This is a genomic window from Lysinibacillus sp. NPDC093190, assembly GCF_050280425.1.
Lineage (GTDB): Bacteria > Bacillota > Bacilli > Bacillales_A > Planococcaceae > Lysinibacillus.
Genome location: NZ_JBNNVG010000010.1, coordinates 62,736 through 76,986, shown reverse-complemented (window position 1 = coordinate 76,986; position 14,251 = coordinate 62,736). Strand labels below are relative to the sequence as shown.

Sequence of the window (14,251 nt, the reverse complement as noted above, 5' to 3'; positions counted from 1 at the left end):
ATCACCCATCTATCCAATATAAATACTACAGATATTAGTTGTATTCAAATTCTTTTTGCGTATACCATTTAGCTTGCATATTAAATAGTTCTGTATATTCTCCATTCAGGAGTATCAATTCATCATGAGTGCCTTGCTCAACGAGTTCTCCATCTTTCATTACTAAAATTACGTCCGCATTTATACAACTTCCCAAACGATGTGTAACGAAAATTGAAGTTTTCCCTATTGAGATATCTAAAAATTCTTCAATAATCTTTGCTTCACTAACGGGGTCTAAAGCTGCAGTTGGCTCATCAAGTATAATAATTGGACTATCTTTAAACAATGCCCTACCTAATGCAATTTTTTGCCATTCTCCTCCAGAGAGTTCTCTTCCATGCAAAGTGGCACCGACATTATCACTTATTTCTAAATCATACTTATGTAATAAATCAGATGTTCCAGTTCTTTTAATAACTTTTAAAAGTCTATTCTCGATTTCATCATCTAGGTCATTAGTTAAAGCGATATTCTCATGTATCGACATTTCATATTTTAGAAAATCCTGAAAAACAGCACTAAAAAATTTCTCTCTAATTTCTTTAGTGAGAGGTTCTTCATTTACTAAAACTTCCCCACCTACGGTTGAATATAAGCCTGTTAAGCATTTGACTAATGTGCTTTTCCCTGAACCATTTCTACCTACAATAGCCACCTTCTTTCCAGCAGATATTTCGAATGAGATGTTTTTCAAGACAAGGTGTTCATGATTGGGATAGGAAAATGAAATATTATCCACCCGCATACTTTTAAAATTTTCCATTTCACTATTATATTCCAAGTATGATCTCTCAGATGGCACAGTGTCTTTAAATACGTAATAATCATTAAGAGTAAGAGAATCTCTAAAAATTTTACCCAATGCTGACGCAAGTTGATAGCTAATATTTATTGAATTTGAAAGAACTTGAGATAAAGCTACAAATTTACCTATAGTAATTTTTTTTGTTATAACATAAAACCCTATTAAGCTCAAAAAAACGAAATTCAGAAAAAAATGCAGCAAACTAACAGTAAATAGCTTCCTACTATTTTTTTTCTCCAAGCTATATTGTTCATCACTAACAAGCCAAAAAAGCCCCTTCCATTTTGTGAGTAAGTATGGACTATGTTTAAAAATGCGTAATTCCTTTGCAACCTCTTTAGATTTAAATAATGATTCGAAGTAATCTATCTTCCTAGCTTTTAAGATTTGACTTATGAATTGTTCATAATCTGATTTTGATGTATATATATTGATTCCTATTAAAAGTATGACTATAAAAAATAAAAAAAGAGCGATAGACCAATGGATTACATAAAGACTTATAACAAATCCAATAAATGTAATACTTGATTGTATAAATGAACGTACCTCTTGTAAATATACACCTGACCCTTTACCTATTCCTGTAGTAGCTTTTTCTAATGAATTATAGTAATCGAGATCATCATAGTAAATTAACGGAATATTCGTACAAATCGAAAAGGTTTCATCATTAAAATAATATTCCATTTTTTGGTATAAACGAAAATTTATTATCCGGTCTATATAATTTATGCCTTCCATTACCACTAAATATAAAAACTGCATAAAAATGAAAAAAAAGGGTGTTGCAGAAATAGTCGAATCGTTTAGGTCATTAATAAGTGAACTAACTGTTTTTTCAGTTAAATATATGAAAATTAAAGGGGAAATTCCTTTTAACAAAGTTAGAAAAAATGTAATTATAAGATAGAAAGGAGAAACTTTATGAGAAGTTGAAATTGTATTTATGGTTACAGAAATTATTATCCTACTATGATAGATGATTTTCTTAATCATATCAAAACCTCCGCTAGACACTGTTTTAGATACGTTTCCATATGTAAAAAATTCTTCTCCAAGGAATTTAGAGAAGAATTTTTCTGAGCATATTAGCAACAACCTACATATTCATCTGCAGTACATTTTGCTCCCGATGCATATGTGTACTCCTTTTTTTGCCATTCTAATTTTTTAGATCCGCCGCAAGAACCTTGGCAAAAAGTAGCACCTACATTTCTTTCTACATTCCATCCTCCTGGACATGCCATATTAATCACCTCCTTTAAATTTAATTTTTAGAACAGACTTTCTGAGCATATTAGCAACAACCTACATATTCATCTGCAGTACATTTTACTCCCGATGCATATGTGTACTCCTTTTTTTGCCATTCTAATCTTTTAGATCCGCCGCAAGAACCTTGGCAAAAAGTAACACCTATATTTCTTTCTACATTCCATCCTCCTGGACATGCCATATTAATCACCTCCTTTAAATTTAATTTTTTAGAACAGACTTTCTGAGCATATTAGCAACAACCTACATATTCATCTGCAGTACATTTTGCCCCCGATGCATATGTATACTCCTTTTTTTGCCATTCTAATCTTTTAGATCCGCCGCAAGAACCTTGGCAAAAAGTAACACCTATATTTCTTTCTATATTCCATCCTCCTGGACATGCCATATTAATCACCTCCTTTAAGAGCAGATTTTCTGAACATATTAGCAACAGCCTTGATAAACATCTTCAGTTCAAGTTGTACCAAATGTGTACCACCATGTATATCTTGTAACAAAAAGGTGAACTTATTGTTCGTCTATATATAACGGATATTTGAATAGCTTTTTATTATTAGCATAAACAGTATATTCATAGTTTCCACTGATATAAACAGGAAATCTAATTTCAACCGCTCCATCTATTCCTGGTGACATTTCAGGTGACCTAAAATTACTAAGGTCAGGTAATACAGCTTCATATACAATTTCACCTGAAGGATCCGAAACTTTAATTTCACATAAACAATCTTCTAATAAAATTTCTTTTGTAAAAATGAATTTAGAATACACATATGTAATTAATACTGTTGGAAAAGTAGGAACAGAAACTCTATTTAATACATTATGAATCGTATGTTGTTTAACAATAGGATCAAATTCTACTTTTTCTGCGATTAATATTTGACAATTTATATCCATGCTTTTTTTCCTTTCACATTAAAGTTTTTATCTTCTAAAGCTTCAATACATTGTAATATTGCTAATGCATTAGAATGTTTAGTTAATTTACCTTTTACAGAGTCATATAAAATAAACTCATAATTATCGTCATACAAAAAATCTGTCTTTTTGGTATGAACCACATAATGATTTAACCATTTTTCTTTTCTGGTATTAAATAACCAAGTAGGTGAATTTAGAAAAATATGATATTTATTTTCAGTAGTACAGAGAAATTCATCCAATTTTTTAAAATCAATGGAATCATAATTAATGAATAAAATTTTGTATTCTAATGTTTTATCAAATTTCAAATCTAAGCTTGAGAAGAAATTCTTAAGTATTTTTAAATCATTGACATGTGCTTTTCTTTTGATATAAAAAGTACATGACAAACCAAACAAAAGAATTAAAGTAAGTAATAAAATAGAGAGTTCAATCATATGTAATTAACCTTCAACTTTTTAATTTGGATTAATAAATTGTAAAAAATAATTAATATGAATATTATTAAAAATAAAACTATTTGCAATCTAAATGTTAAATCATAATTAGGTAAGAAAAATTGAATAATTAGTAACGCTAATAAAACGAAATTTCTAAATAAAGGATATTTATTCATAAACTCCATATCTCCGAAGCATCCACAACTACTTTTTGTGTTTTTCTCTTGTTTTCTCTTTTTCAAAAGTATTATACAAAAAAATATTAATAAAAAAGCACAGAAAATGTTCTTTTTAAATCCAAATAAATTAAAAGCAAAGCACAAGGAAATCACAAATTCTGTTAATAACAAAATATAACTAGATAGTTTTACGAGATATCTATTCTTTAAAATATTATAGGAATAGATCTCACAACTCGTACTAAATATTGACTGAATTTTCATGTAAAAAGAAGATATAAATACACAATATATCGTCAAATTAATAACTAAAGTAAAGTAATGCAACTAAAATTACCTACTTTCTTCAATAAAACTATTAACCTCTTCAATTGTTTCAATAGATACAATCTCCAATATATTCCCATCCGTTTCAACAAGCATCAAACTCGGAGTTTCTACGATTAAATTATGAAATGAATCGTATTCAATGGATAAAACAGGGAAGGAATATTCAAACTCTTTAATAATTTCTTCATTATCTAACTCTGTTCCATCTGTTAACAAAGCAAACCCCTGACTGATATTTCCTAATTTCGGTAATAAATCGATACAAATTTTACAATATAAAGATACAGAACAAACAACAAATTTATTATTGAAGGTATAACCTTCTAAAGAAAACGGAAATTCCTTACCAACACTTAACGGTTCCATACCATCTACAACTTCAACTTCATGTCTATGGTTCATGAACATTTCCTTTAAACTTTTAATATCTAACACTCCTATCTATGTATTATTTTTAATAATGTTTTTTCAAGCTGTTCAAACATACCATCCATATAACCTAATTCTGTATAAAGAACTTGTCCTAATTTATTCAATAGAAAGATACTCGGTACCCCATAGACATTAAATTCTCTTTCCATTGTTCTCTTAGATATTTTGAAGACACTGGTATCATCATTATAGAATTTTTGTAAAAATTCCACATTTTCTGCAGGGCTATCAAATAAAACTATCGAATTTGTATTTGGATGCTTCTTTAAAAAATCTTTAAGTTCTTCGATAACTGGTAAACACCCTTTACAAGATGTACTAAAAAAGCAAACTAGGAGATTATCATCTAGGAAATCATATAGTTTCACATTATTACGGGTATCAATAGTACCATTTTTTATATAATCTCCTATCTGTAAATCCTCGAAACGTTTTAGAAAACGTAAATTGTTGTCATTCATAAGGCACCTCTTAATTCGACTTATTATTACCAATTATACCTAAACATTACATATAATTACAATAATTTTCTGAAAAATTAAATTCTGTCGTTTCTAGTTAGTTCAATAATTTCCAATATAATCAATTTTAGTATAGCATAACCATGGAAATATTTTCAATAATAATTATAAGTTCTTTTTAATATTTATCTATAGCGAACAATACCTCAAAATATATAAGGATAATATTGAATATTCAGTATGATAAAGAAAAGGTTCTAAATTATAGACAAAATTGATATTTTCTACATAAAAAAACGCTATGATCCTATTGGAACATAGCGTTTTCCTTTCATCTATAATATTTGCTTTTATAGGCCTAATTGATCTTCATATACCCTCTATAGGTGACACAATAGCATCTCTAAATTCAGGGTGCGTCCGATCAAGGTATTACTATGTTTGCTACTTTCGAGTTTCATAAACCGTTTTACATGTTTTAGTTTAAGGTGTGCTTACTCTTGGACGCAATGTATGTTTCAAAACTTTACCTGAAGCATTACGTGGCAATTCAGTTAAAAATTCAATTTCATGTGGCACTTTATATTTTGCAAGCTGAGTCCGACAATAAGCCAAAATCGCTTCTTCATCTGAAGACTTGCTTTCCTTCAATACGACAAATGCTTTCGGGACTTCGCCATACACTTCATGTGGTAAACCTACAACAGCTGCCTCTAAAATTTCTGGCAGTTGATATAAAACCTCTTCGATCTCGATAGGATAAATATTTTCGCCACCTCGAATAATCATATCCTTTTTACGATCTACAATATAGAGATAGCCTTCCTCGTCAAAACGTCCTAAATCTCCTGAATAGAGCCAGCCACCTTTAATTGCTCTAGCTGTTTCTTCAAGATTACGTAAATAACCTTTCATGACTTGTGGTCCTTTGACACAAATTTCTCCTACCTCACCTGCTGGCACAGTTTCACCAAAGCTATCAACAACACGGACTTCTGTTTGTGCTAATGGTTTTCCTACTGATCCAATCTTTGTCAATGCATCGGCATCTAAAAGGGAAGTGGCCGCAGGGGAATTTTCAGTTTGTCCATACAGGTTTTGTACTTTCACATTAGGGAATGCCTCCTTCACTTGCTTAACAAGCTCATAAGGCATCGGTGCCGCTCCGTAACATAATAAACGTAAATTTTTAAATGTATGTTCCTTAAAGTTAGGTGTGTTTAAAATAATTGTATACATTGACGGAACTCCAAAGAAAATTGTCGCAGCTGTAGCGGCAAGCTGTTCTAATGTGTTTGTCGATGAAAAAGCCTCTTCTATAACCATCGTACCTCCTTTATAAAACATCGGCATCGCAAAAACATGAAGACCTGCACAATGAAATAAAGGCGTACAAACAAACATTCTATCCTCATTGGTCATATCCATTGATGACGACCATATATCTGCAGTTGATACAACATTTTGATGAGTTAGCATTACTCCTTTCGGTTTACCTGTAGTACCAGAAGTATACATAACAACAGCAGCATCATGAGGCTCCAATTTGACAGCTTTTCTTTGACCTGGATAGTTTTTAATCACTTCTTTCATTTCTTTGAAACCTATAATATGTTGAAATGGATACGCAATAGTTGCGAGTACATCCTCTAACCTTTCATCATAAATAAGTCCTTTAGCTTCTGAATGATTAAAAATAAATTCGACCTCTGGAGCTGCTAGTTTTGTATTAATGGGCATGACAACATAGCCCGCTAACTGAACACCGATATAAGCAATTAAAAATAAATCTGAATTGAGCGTATATAATGCAATTACATCATCTTTTTCAAAGCCTTGCTCTTGTAAGTACGCTGCGAATTTTTCTGCACTTTTATAAAATTCACTATAATTTAGCTTTGTCCCATCGTATACCGTTGCAATCCCTTTTGGTTGCTGCATAGCATATTTTTGTAGAATATCTGTCATTAACATCGTCATCATAAGCCCCCCAAATCTTTCATATTCATTACCCTCACACCATGTAGAATCACCATAAATTAAACTGCAATAAGAAAATTCAGAAAATTACAATTATATTTTATCAATCTATGAAAAAGTTGGCAATTTTTCTATACATAAAAAAGTATGAGGCCTAGAGCGCAAGTTGGAACAGAAATCAGCTTACGCTATGGCGATGAACCAAAATATGATCGATATGTAACCAAATATACTTATACATTTTACTTTTCTATCAATTTCTGTTAGGTGTATGATATTTGTATAACGATCTTTAGGAAAGGCTGGATAAAAAATGCTGTACGCGCTTTTAGGAGATTTACATTCTAATATAGAAGATACGAAGGCAGTTCTAGCCCATATTCAGCAAACTGCGAAAGATGCAAAAGTATTGGGATTAGGTGATTTATATGAATGTACTGTAAGCAAGAAAAAGGCACAAACATTGTCGGGTATACCGCTACAAAAAGCTGCAATAGTAGAAAATGATTTTGAAAATTTACTAACATTCCCCTCAATTCACGGCAATCAGGAAGAGCGGATTACACGTGTCACTGGCATCGAACGTTTTACAGAACTACCTGAAACAATGGAGATTGATGGTGCAACACTTATACATGGACATCAATTTCAATGGAGTGTGACGTGGCAGCCTACATTTCCGCCATTCAAAAAATCACTTCTTTTCTTTGGACATAGTCATGAATCAGGTCTTTATCATCGCAATAAAAAGTTACCTATTCGCATTCGCTTTGGCCAACCAATCGCACTACAAGAAAAGCAGTACGGTATCAATGTTGGATCAGTTGTTGATCACCGTGAGTGGTGTCTTTACGATAGTAATAAACGAACAGTAACATTTATGTGCGCTCCTGCCGTTGAGAATGTTTGATGGCATTTCGCTGTTATACATCGTAGTCACAAAAAACGCTAAAGTCGACTTCGACTCTAGCGTTTTTTAAACTAGCAATTTTCACAATCCTTTAAAGCATCTAGTAATTTTTCCATTTCACAAATACGATCGCACATAGTTTGAATCATATTTCGAAGGATCGGTATTAATTCTTGGCAAATACAGAACCTTAAAACGTTTTGCGCTAGTCGAACACCTGCCTGATGATGAACAATCATTGTTCGAAGAAAGTTTATATTAATATTATTGGAAACTGGCGGTAAGCTCATTGCTTGGAACATAACCCCGGTAATTTCTTTATACGCACACATATATTCGTACAATTCACATTCCGAGTTTTGTACGATACAGCATCTATTTTGTATCGCTTCGAGGCATTCAACAGTTTCCGTACTTGTTTTTATTATTTCTAATGCGAGATTTTGTACAAGTATATTTGTGGTGTATCGCAAAACATTTTCCGATAATTTAATAGCAGCTACTTGATGCGGTAATATTTGCTTAATAAAATTTTCTGAAATACTACATGTAATGGTCACATAGGTCATGCCCTGCATCATTTTATCGAGGATCCTTTGGTTTTCCTCTAAATAAGCCTTTGTTACATTACTGAGTACAACTGTTTTAGTCATTAGACACACTCCTTTCAGAGTAATATATGTCCGATAGGTTGTTGTGCGGTAGACAATTGTACCAAATGATCTTTATTGTTTCGTAACAGCTAATGAAGTATTTTTAAGGTCTAATATTAAACGATTAATCTTTTTTATATGTATCCAAGCAATTTTGACAAATACATCGATTGCGGGGTACTTCTTCCAAAATTCCCTCTGGAAAACTTTCTGTCATACACCAGCAATCCTTTTGCCCATTTACAACCCCACAATGATTATCTTGTCCACATAACGGACAACGTTTTTCCTCCATTTGTACACCTCCTTACATGTACTCATTGTAAAATAAAGTGGAATTTTAATCAGTGATTTTTCCATCCCAATTGCGCTTTCGAAATAAAAGGAGGAGTACATAATTTTATACTCCTACCCAGATAGCTTATTGCTTTTTCCCATGAATCTCTTGCTTTACTTCTTCAACATCTGTATCACTATATATTCCTGTACCAGCCCCACCTCTTTGGGCTAGCAGTTTTTTCACTTCATTGTAAGATAAACCACCTTCTGCATTTTGTCTTTTCACTTCATTAATATCCGTACCAGCAGAAGTAAACTGTGCTTCGTTATGGTCAGTCATGAAAATCCCTACCTCCTATAATTCATCAGGCTGCAATTCGATCAATTCATCGCCTTCACGTTCTACTTTTTTATTGAGTTCCCTTACCGGTATAGGATCAACCGTTTGCATATCTTCGTGTAAATCGAAAAGACTTATATTATCTGATTCAACCATGTCTGGCTTATCCTTACTTGCTAAGTTCATAAACATTTTTTTCTCATGTGGTATTATTTTTTCTATATCCATCATTGCTCACTCCTTTACTTATAGCATGTGCAATGTTGGACAAATCATGTGCCTTTCGCTTTCGAACTTTTATCGATGCGGTGATATTCAGATATTTGAATGACCCGAACATGTCTTGTATGCAGCTCATGATACATCCCTCTACTATCTGTAAAGGATAGATATTGATCTCGTTCGCTTCGAACTAATGCCTCTGCTTTTTCCTGTGATTCGATATGGATAAATCTCCGGATATAATGCATTTCATCAAAAAAATAAGTAATTTTAAATTCTTTCATAAATAACTCCTCGATTACTGGATATGGTTTGTTACTGCTTATCATATCCAACTAACTGCAGTTGCTATCCTTATGAAAATATTAAAGGTTTTTTTTATAGCTGCAGCATACCCTGTATTAAAGTATTTTTTATGCACGTCACCATAATGTAGGGATGCTTTCCGTTCCGGTTGGGCGTTTTCCTAGGGGCATCCAGTCTCCATTCCAATCAACATATATCATTGCATACCTAATTTTTGGTGATGATCCTTATTGTATTGGAGGTGATAAATTTGATCCATACAGTTAAAGCAGGCGAAACCTTGGCCCAAATAGCTAGAAATTATCGTACACCGTTGTCGTCCATAATGGCTGCTAATCCCGGATTAGATCCGAATGTACTTTATATAGGACTACAAATTGTTATACCTGGATTTCCCAATCCAAATACTATTCCTTATAGAATAGATATTTCTACTGAAAATCGATGGCTACGGTTGTATAAGGATAACATTCTTCAAAAGCAATACCCCATTGCAGTTGGTAGAATACTACATGGTACACCTACTGGCAATTTTATAATCATTAATAAGGATCCAAATCCCGGCGGTCCGTTTGGGACAATGTGGATGAGTTTATCTAAAGAGCATTATGGAATTCATGGAACGAATGATCCTAGCTCTATTGGTCATGCCGTTTCACGTGGCTGTATTCGTATGCATAATAAGGATGTCGAAGAGCTTGCAAGCATTGTCCCAATCGGCACCGGAGTTTTTATCCATCCTTAAAATTCAACAACGTGAGTGAAGCCGAGTAGCCTCCACTCATTTAAGTTAGGCGCTTAATCATTAAAATTCAGACTAAAAACATTCCTAAGATTTTATTGGAATGTTTTTTAGTTTTATCGGTACATTATGCTGATTTATCGGAATAAAAAAGGCAACCTGAAAACCTCAGATTGCCATCACTATTTATACCTACATTTCAAAAATGAACGCTATGGCCACTTACCATAATTGGACAGAATACACGTGCCAGAACATGCTATGTGAAGTGATTGATTGGAGTGGAGGCGTCACAGATGAGACCCTGCAGCGAAGCGCCAATCGGAACGGAAATCAACCTCTCACTTTACTAAAGAGACCTCTTTAGTGAAATTAACCTTCACCTCTAGATTGTGCAAGCTTCGATAAATAGTATTGCTCCTCTCTTAGCATATGATCCGCCATCAGAGCTGTAAATGTTCCTAATACTTCTGCACTTAACTCCATCTCCTCTAACTCCCGTAAAAAAGTTTTGAATAACCCCATTTCTATATCCACATCATGATTAAAGCGAGTTAATGCGGGGAATGAGTTTATATTTGAACGCAAATATCCTGTAAGCTCCACTGCTTTTAAATAAAATTCTTCAAAATGTTGGGCAAAGATAGTACTTTTTTGCCTCAATCTTCTTTCTACACCATCCAAATCGTCATGAATGATACCTGCATGTCCTGATGCATCTAATAGCCAGAGTAAGTGATGATGTAGCTCATGAAAGATTGGTGGGACTTCCCCCTTCTTCAAATAGCTCAGTACATTTTGATACTCCTCTAGTTCATTCACCATATGATTAATAAAGGTAGGTGGTAGATGAATATTAACATTTCCCGTTAACTGCTTTCTAAGCAAATAAAATTTAAATTGCTTTAGTTGTTCTACAGCTTCATCGACTGTAAGTGAGAAGGAAACCGCATTATTGGCATCTATCGAATTAACATAGGCAAGAAGTTGAGAAAATTGAAGAATAAATGAACTCGCTCTTTTAATATCCTCTGTTTCCGATGGATACAATGAATCATGAATAAATTGAGAATGATCTTTTAGTATCCTTAGCCAAAACTTATGTTCAAACATCGCATGCTGTAAGTAATTAGACAACCAGGCACATCCCCTTTATTCTATACGTTCCTCTATTCTATTCTTCTTGAAAATCTAATATTAATGCTTAACCTCAAATTGTCTTTTCGTATAGGATGAAACGCTTAAAGCTATACTACATAATGCTGAAGCAACGAAACAAAATTTCATTAAAGGTACATGCAAATTAACCAAAAATTTAGGAGGGAATATGCTTGTCAACAAAAGACAATACATTATCGATTTTCGCCTTAGGTGGCATTAATGAGATTGGCAAAAATATGTATGTAGTACAGTATGGGAATGATATTATAATTATCGACTGTGGTGCTAAGTTTCCTGACGAAAGCTTACTTGGTATCGATTTAATAATTCCTGATATTACGTACTTACTGGAAAATAAAGAGAAAATCAAAGGATTAATTGTGACACATGGACATGAGGATCATATCGGTGGTATTCCTTATCTGCTAAAAAAAATAAATGTCCCTATTTATGCGACACGTTTTACTCTTGGGTTAATCGAGCTAAAGCTAAAAGAGCATAAGCTTTTAAGAGAGACAGAATTAATAGAAATTCATTCCGATTCATCATTAAATTTCGGACAAGTCGATGTTAGTTTCTTTAGAACAAGCCATAGTATACCTGATTGCTTAGGAATCGTTATTAATACACCTGAAGGAAATGTAGTACACACTGGCGATTTTAAATTTGATTTAACGCCTGTCAATAATCAGTTTGCAGATATTCATAAGATGTCTGAGATAGGTTCAGAAGGCGTACTAGTTCTGATCTCTGAAAGTACGAATGCCGAACGACCTGGGTTAACTCCTTCAGAGAAGCTTGTCGGTAATCATATTGAAGATGCATTTTTACATGCCGAGCGTAAAATCGTTATCTCTACTTTCGCTTCTAATGTTAATCGCATACAGCAAATTGTAAATGCAGCGATTACTGCAAATAGAAAGCTTGCATTACTTGGCCGTAGTATGGTGAATGTTGTAGATGTTGCACTTGAGCGAGGCTATTTAAACGTTCCAGAGGATCTGTTAATTGATGCACGCGAGGTGAAATATTTTCCACCTGAAGAAGTTGTTGTACTATGTACGGGTAGTCAGGGTGAGCCATTAGCTGCACTCTCTCGCTTAGCCAGTGGAAATCATCGCGAAGTGAAAATTTTACCTGATGACACAATTATTTTAGCCTCATCCCCTATTCCAGGGAATGAGAAGGGTGTTTCACGGATCGTTGACAATTTGTTCCAGTTAGGTGCGAATGTTATCTATGGTTCCGCTAGTCAAACAGGTATGCACGTTTCAGGTCATGGCTATCAGGAAGATTTAAAACTAATGCTTACACTAATGAAGCCTAAATTTTTCATTCCGATTCATGGTGAATTCCGTATGTTACATCAGCATCGTTTGCTAGCTGAGTCCGTTGGTGTCAAAAGAGGGCATACGTTTATCATGAAAAATGGAGATGTTGTTGATATTGAAAATTCAATAGCTAGGCAAACACGTAAAATTCCTTCAGGTGATACGTATGTCGATGGTATTGGTATCGGTGAAGTCGAAGGAGTTGTCTTACGAGATCGCAAACAGCTTTCAGAAGACGGTATGCTTGTTATCGTTATAACGCTTAATAAGGTAGATGGTACCTTTATTTCAGAACCAGATACAATTTCGCGAGGCTATGTTTATGCCAAAAACTTTGAGGAGCTTTTAACTAAAGTAAATAGTCTCGTCAAAGAAACGGTAAATGAGCTTCAGGAAGAAAGTAAGCAGCAAATACATGTCTTAAGAAGAGAAATCAAAAGAGCTGTCGGTCAATATCTATTTTCACAAACAAAAAGAAAACCAATGATTTTACCTATAATTATCGAAATTTAAAAAAGTCGGTGTAAGGTTTCTTTCCTTTACACCGACTAAATATTATCCGATTCCAGCGAGGATGAAGAACTGTTTATGGATTGTGCAATTTTATTTAAGCTCACCTTTGAAAATTTTGTGTAGCATAATATTGTAAATATGCTGAGCCTGATTAAACCCATGATGTAAACTATTGGAGTGATTTTCTATTTGCATTGAAAAATTGTCAAAATGCTGTGGTAGCCCCTCTACTGCTGTTATCAAAGACTCTTTATTTTTTAATAAAAGCTGAATCTTATTTAAAATTTGCACCTTTCTATGTTGGATATCTATCATCGGAATATCAATGGATATATGGTACAAATGGTGCCATTCTTTATTAATTTGATACCATCTGAGAAAGTGTAATAAATAATCACTTAAAATAATTGTTTCATTTGGAATAATTGCGACGATATCATTTGCAATACATATTTCAGTTTCACATTGATAAATATATTTATTTTTGTCCTTCAAATTAGCTTTAGTAAGAATGATGGTTTTAGCTGGTACTGGTGCACACTTAAAATGTTTTTTAAATGTAATATTAACTTTTGGTAATTGTTCGATATCACCATCTTGCATTAACTTTTTTAAATTTCCTGCTGTAATTAGGGGTACTCCGACGTTCGTAAAATACTTTTTCCTCGGTACTATTTTCCCCTCTTTTATTATAGCAACCTCATCTAATCGATAACGCCTTACCATGCCTGAATCCTCCAATCCTTAACTTAATTAGTTATACCCTAAAACAAGCTACTGAAGAATCATCAACACTATTTTGCATAAGTCTTTTTTCTCAATAAAAAACTTACTACCAATTATTGTACCATTTTAATGTAACATTATCTCTATTATACCACTATAATGGTATAGGCATTTTTAATGTTTTTCAC

Annotated in this window: 20 protein-coding genes; 3 read left to right on the top strand and 17 right to left on the bottom strand. The window is 33.3% G+C overall.

Annotated features, from left to right (window positions below; translation table 11 throughout):
• Positions 1-34: 34 nt before the first annotated feature.
• From ACQKOF_RS10315 to ACQKOF_RS10270, 10 genes are all read right to left on the bottom strand, one after another.
• On the bottom strand, positions 35-1,846 hold the full coding sequence (locus tag ACQKOF_RS10315; RefSeq protein ID WP_427556291.1) for an ABC transporter ATP-binding protein: 1,812 nt from the start codon (positions 1,844-1,846) through the stop codon (positions 35-37).
• Positions 1,847-1,938: 92 nt separating this feature from the next.
• Entirely contained in the window at positions 1,939-2,097 is a 159-nt protein-coding gene (locus ACQKOF_RS10310) for a hypothetical protein (protein ID WP_427556289.1), read from the bottom strand.
• Between the two features lie 50 nt (positions 2,098-2,147).
• Entirely contained in the window at positions 2,148-2,306 is a 159-nt protein-coding gene (locus ACQKOF_RS10305) for a hypothetical protein (protein ID WP_427556286.1), read from the bottom strand.
• A 51-nt stretch (positions 2,307-2,357) separates the two neighbouring features.
• Positions 2,358-2,516 (bottom strand): hypothetical protein, encoded by a 159-nt coding sequence (locus ACQKOF_RS10300; protein ID WP_427556284.1) that lies wholly within the window; start codon positions 2,514-2,516, stop codon positions 2,358-2,360.
• Between the two features lie 122 nt (positions 2,517-2,638).
• Positions 2,639-3,031: a hypothetical protein gene (locus ACQKOF_RS10295; protein WP_427556281.1), complete on the bottom strand. Its 393-nt coding sequence runs from the start codon at positions 3,029-3,031 to the stop codon at positions 2,639-2,641.
• Positions 3,022-3,495: a hypothetical protein gene (locus ACQKOF_RS10290; RefSeq protein WP_427556279.1), complete on the bottom strand. Its 474-nt coding sequence runs from the start codon at positions 3,493-3,495 to the stop codon at positions 3,022-3,024. Before ACQKOF_RS10290 ends, ACQKOF_RS10295 begins: the two co-directional genes overlap by 10 nt.
• Entirely contained in the window at positions 3,492-4,004 is a 513-nt protein-coding gene (locus tag ACQKOF_RS10285) for a MauE/DoxX family redox-associated membrane protein (RefSeq protein ID WP_427556277.1), read from the bottom strand. The genes ACQKOF_RS10290 and ACQKOF_RS10285 overlap by 4 nt, the downstream gene beginning before the upstream one ends.
• Positions 4,005-4,010: 6 nt before the next feature.
• Positions 4,011-4,409: a hypothetical protein gene (locus ACQKOF_RS10280; RefSeq protein ID WP_427556274.1), complete on the bottom strand. Its 399-nt coding sequence runs from the start codon at positions 4,407-4,409 to the stop codon at positions 4,011-4,013.
• A gap of 35 nt (positions 4,410-4,444) precedes the next feature.
• Positions 4,445-4,900, bottom strand: coding sequence for a TlpA family protein disulfide reductase (locus ACQKOF_RS10275; RefSeq protein WP_427556272.1), 456 nt, complete (start codon positions 4,898-4,900; stop codon positions 4,445-4,447).
• A 483-nt stretch (positions 4,901-5,383) separates the two neighbouring features.
• A complete protein-coding gene (locus ACQKOF_RS10270; protein WP_427556269.1) occupies positions 5,384-6,880 on the bottom strand; it encodes a class I adenylate-forming enzyme family protein in 1,497 nt (498 codons plus the stop codon).
• Positions 6,881-7,193: 313 nt separating this feature from the next.
• Here ACQKOF_RS10270 and ACQKOF_RS10265 point away from each other — a divergent pair, with 313 nt between their 5' ends.
• Complete coding sequence (locus ACQKOF_RS10265) at positions 7,194-7,790, top strand: metallophosphoesterase family protein (RefSeq protein WP_427556266.1); 597 nt, start codon at positions 7,194-7,196, stop codon at positions 7,788-7,790.
• 71 nt (positions 7,791-7,861) lie between these two features.
• On the opposite strand, the gene ACQKOF_RS10260 is transcribed toward ACQKOF_RS10265, so the two are convergent.
• The 5 genes from ACQKOF_RS10260 to ACQKOF_RS10240 all read right to left on the bottom strand — a co-directional run bounded on the left by ACQKOF_RS10260 (position 7,862) and on the right by ACQKOF_RS10240 (position 9,568).
• On the bottom strand, positions 7,862-8,443 hold the full coding sequence (locus ACQKOF_RS10260; protein ID WP_427556263.1) for a DUF305 domain-containing protein: 582 nt from the start codon (positions 8,441-8,443) through the stop codon (positions 7,862-7,864).
• A 124-nt stretch (positions 8,444-8,567) separates the two neighbouring features.
• Positions 8,568-8,738 carry a cysteine-rich CWC family protein gene (locus tag ACQKOF_RS10255; RefSeq protein ID WP_427556261.1) on the bottom strand — a complete coding sequence of 57 codons (171 nt, stop codon included), beginning with the start codon at positions 8,736-8,738 and terminating at the stop codon, positions 8,568-8,570.
• Positions 8,739-8,864: 126 nt separating this feature from the next.
• A complete protein-coding gene (locus ACQKOF_RS10250; protein ID WP_387085156.1) occupies positions 8,865-9,062 on the bottom strand; it encodes a gamma-type small acid-soluble spore protein in 198 nt (65 codons plus the stop codon).
• Between the two features lie 15 nt (positions 9,063-9,077).
• Positions 9,078-9,290: a hypothetical protein gene (locus ACQKOF_RS10245; protein WP_387085251.1), complete on the bottom strand. Its 213-nt coding sequence runs from the start codon at positions 9,288-9,290 to the stop codon at positions 9,078-9,080.
• A 44-nt stretch (positions 9,291-9,334) separates the two neighbouring features.
• A complete protein-coding gene (locus ACQKOF_RS10240) occupies positions 9,335-9,568 on the bottom strand; it encodes a hypothetical protein (RefSeq protein WP_427556257.1) in 234 nt (77 codons plus the stop codon).
• Between the two features lie 272 nt (positions 9,569-9,840).
• Between ACQKOF_RS10240 and ACQKOF_RS10235 the strand changes: the two genes are divergently transcribed.
• Positions 9,841-10,335, top strand: a complete 495-nt coding sequence (locus ACQKOF_RS10235; protein ID WP_427556255.1) for a L,D-transpeptidase family protein — start codon at positions 9,841-9,843, stop codon at positions 10,333-10,335.
• Positions 10,336-10,704: 369 nt separating this feature from the next.
• Here ACQKOF_RS10235 and ACQKOF_RS10230 read toward each other — a convergent pair whose 3' ends face one another.
• The gene (locus ACQKOF_RS10230; protein ID WP_427556252.1) at positions 10,705-11,469 is read right to left on the bottom strand and encodes a DUF2935 domain-containing protein; all 765 of its coding nucleotides are present in this window, start codon (positions 11,467-11,469) and stop codon (positions 10,705-10,707) included.
• Positions 11,470-11,663: 194 nt separating this feature from the next.
• Between ACQKOF_RS10230 and ACQKOF_RS10225 the strand changes: the two genes are divergently transcribed.
• Complete coding sequence (locus tag ACQKOF_RS10225; protein ID WP_427556249.1) at positions 11,664-13,337, top strand: ribonuclease J; 1,674 nt, start codon at positions 11,664-11,666, stop codon at positions 13,335-13,337.
• Positions 13,338-13,427: 90 nt separating this feature from the next.
• Here the strand turns inward: ACQKOF_RS10225 and ACQKOF_RS10220 are convergent, their stop codons facing one another.
• Positions 13,428-14,063, bottom strand: a complete 636-nt coding sequence (locus ACQKOF_RS10220; protein ID WP_427556247.1) for a restriction endonuclease subunit S — start codon at positions 14,061-14,063, stop codon at positions 13,428-13,430.
• Positions 14,064-14,251 lie beyond the last annotated feature (188 nt).

Excerpts from the sequence above, each read along its gene's own strand:
- ACQKOF_RS10315 (WP_427556291.1), bottom strand. The coding sequence starts at position 1,846 with ATGATTAAGAAAATCATCTATCATAGTAGGATAATAATTTCTGTAACC.
- ACQKOF_RS10310 (WP_427556289.1), bottom strand. The coding sequence starts at position 2,097 with ATGGCATGTCCAGGAGGATGGAATGTAGAAAGAAATGTAGGTGCTACT.
- ACQKOF_RS10305 (WP_427556286.1), bottom strand. The coding sequence starts at position 2,306 with ATGGCATGTCCAGGAGGATGGAATGTAGAAAGAAATATAGGTGTTACT.
- ACQKOF_RS10300 (WP_427556284.1), bottom strand. The coding sequence starts at position 2,516 with ATGGCATGTCCAGGAGGATGGAATATAGAAAGAAATATAGGTGTTACT.
- ACQKOF_RS10295 (WP_427556281.1), bottom strand. The coding sequence starts at position 3,031 with ATGGATATAAATTGTCAAATATTAATCGCAGAAAAAGTAGAATTTGAT.
- ACQKOF_RS10290 (WP_427556279.1), bottom strand. The coding sequence starts at position 3,495 with ATGATTGAACTCTCTATTTTATTACTTACTTTAATTCTTTTGTTTGGT.
- ACQKOF_RS10280 (WP_427556274.1), bottom strand. The coding sequence starts at position 4,409 with ATGAACCATAGACATGAAGTTGAAGTTGTAGATGGTATGGAACCGTTA.
- ACQKOF_RS10275 (WP_427556272.1), bottom strand. The coding sequence starts at position 4,900 with ATGAATGACAACAATTTACGTTTTCTAAAACGTTTCGAGGATTTACAG.
- ACQKOF_RS10270 (WP_427556269.1), bottom strand. The coding sequence starts at position 6,880 with ATGACGATGTTAATGACAGATATTCTACAAAAATATGCTATGCAGCAA.
- ACQKOF_RS10265 (WP_427556266.1), top strand. The coding sequence starts at position 7,194 with ATGCTGTACGCGCTTTTAGGAGATTTACATTCTAATATAGAAGATACG.
- ACQKOF_RS10260 (WP_427556263.1), bottom strand. The coding sequence starts at position 8,443 with ATGACTAAAACAGTTGTACTCAGTAATGTAACAAAGGCTTATTTAGAG.
- ACQKOF_RS10255 (WP_427556261.1), bottom strand. The coding sequence starts at position 8,738 with ATGGAGGAAAAACGTTGTCCGTTATGTGGACAAGATAATCATTGTGGG.
- ACQKOF_RS10250 (WP_387085156.1), bottom strand. The coding sequence starts at position 9,062 with ATGACTGACCATAACGAAGCACAGTTTACTTCTGCTGGTACGGATATT.
- ACQKOF_RS10245 (WP_387085251.1), bottom strand. The coding sequence starts at position 9,290 with ATGGATATAGAAAAAATAATACCACATGAGAAAAAAATGTTTATGAAC.
- ACQKOF_RS10240 (WP_427556257.1), bottom strand. The coding sequence starts at position 9,568 with ATGAAAGAATTTAAAATTACTTATTTTTTTGATGAAATGCATTATATC.
- ACQKOF_RS10220 (WP_427556247.1), bottom strand. The coding sequence starts at position 14,063 with ATGGTAAGGCGTTATCGATTAGATGAGGTTGCTATAATAAAAGAGGGG.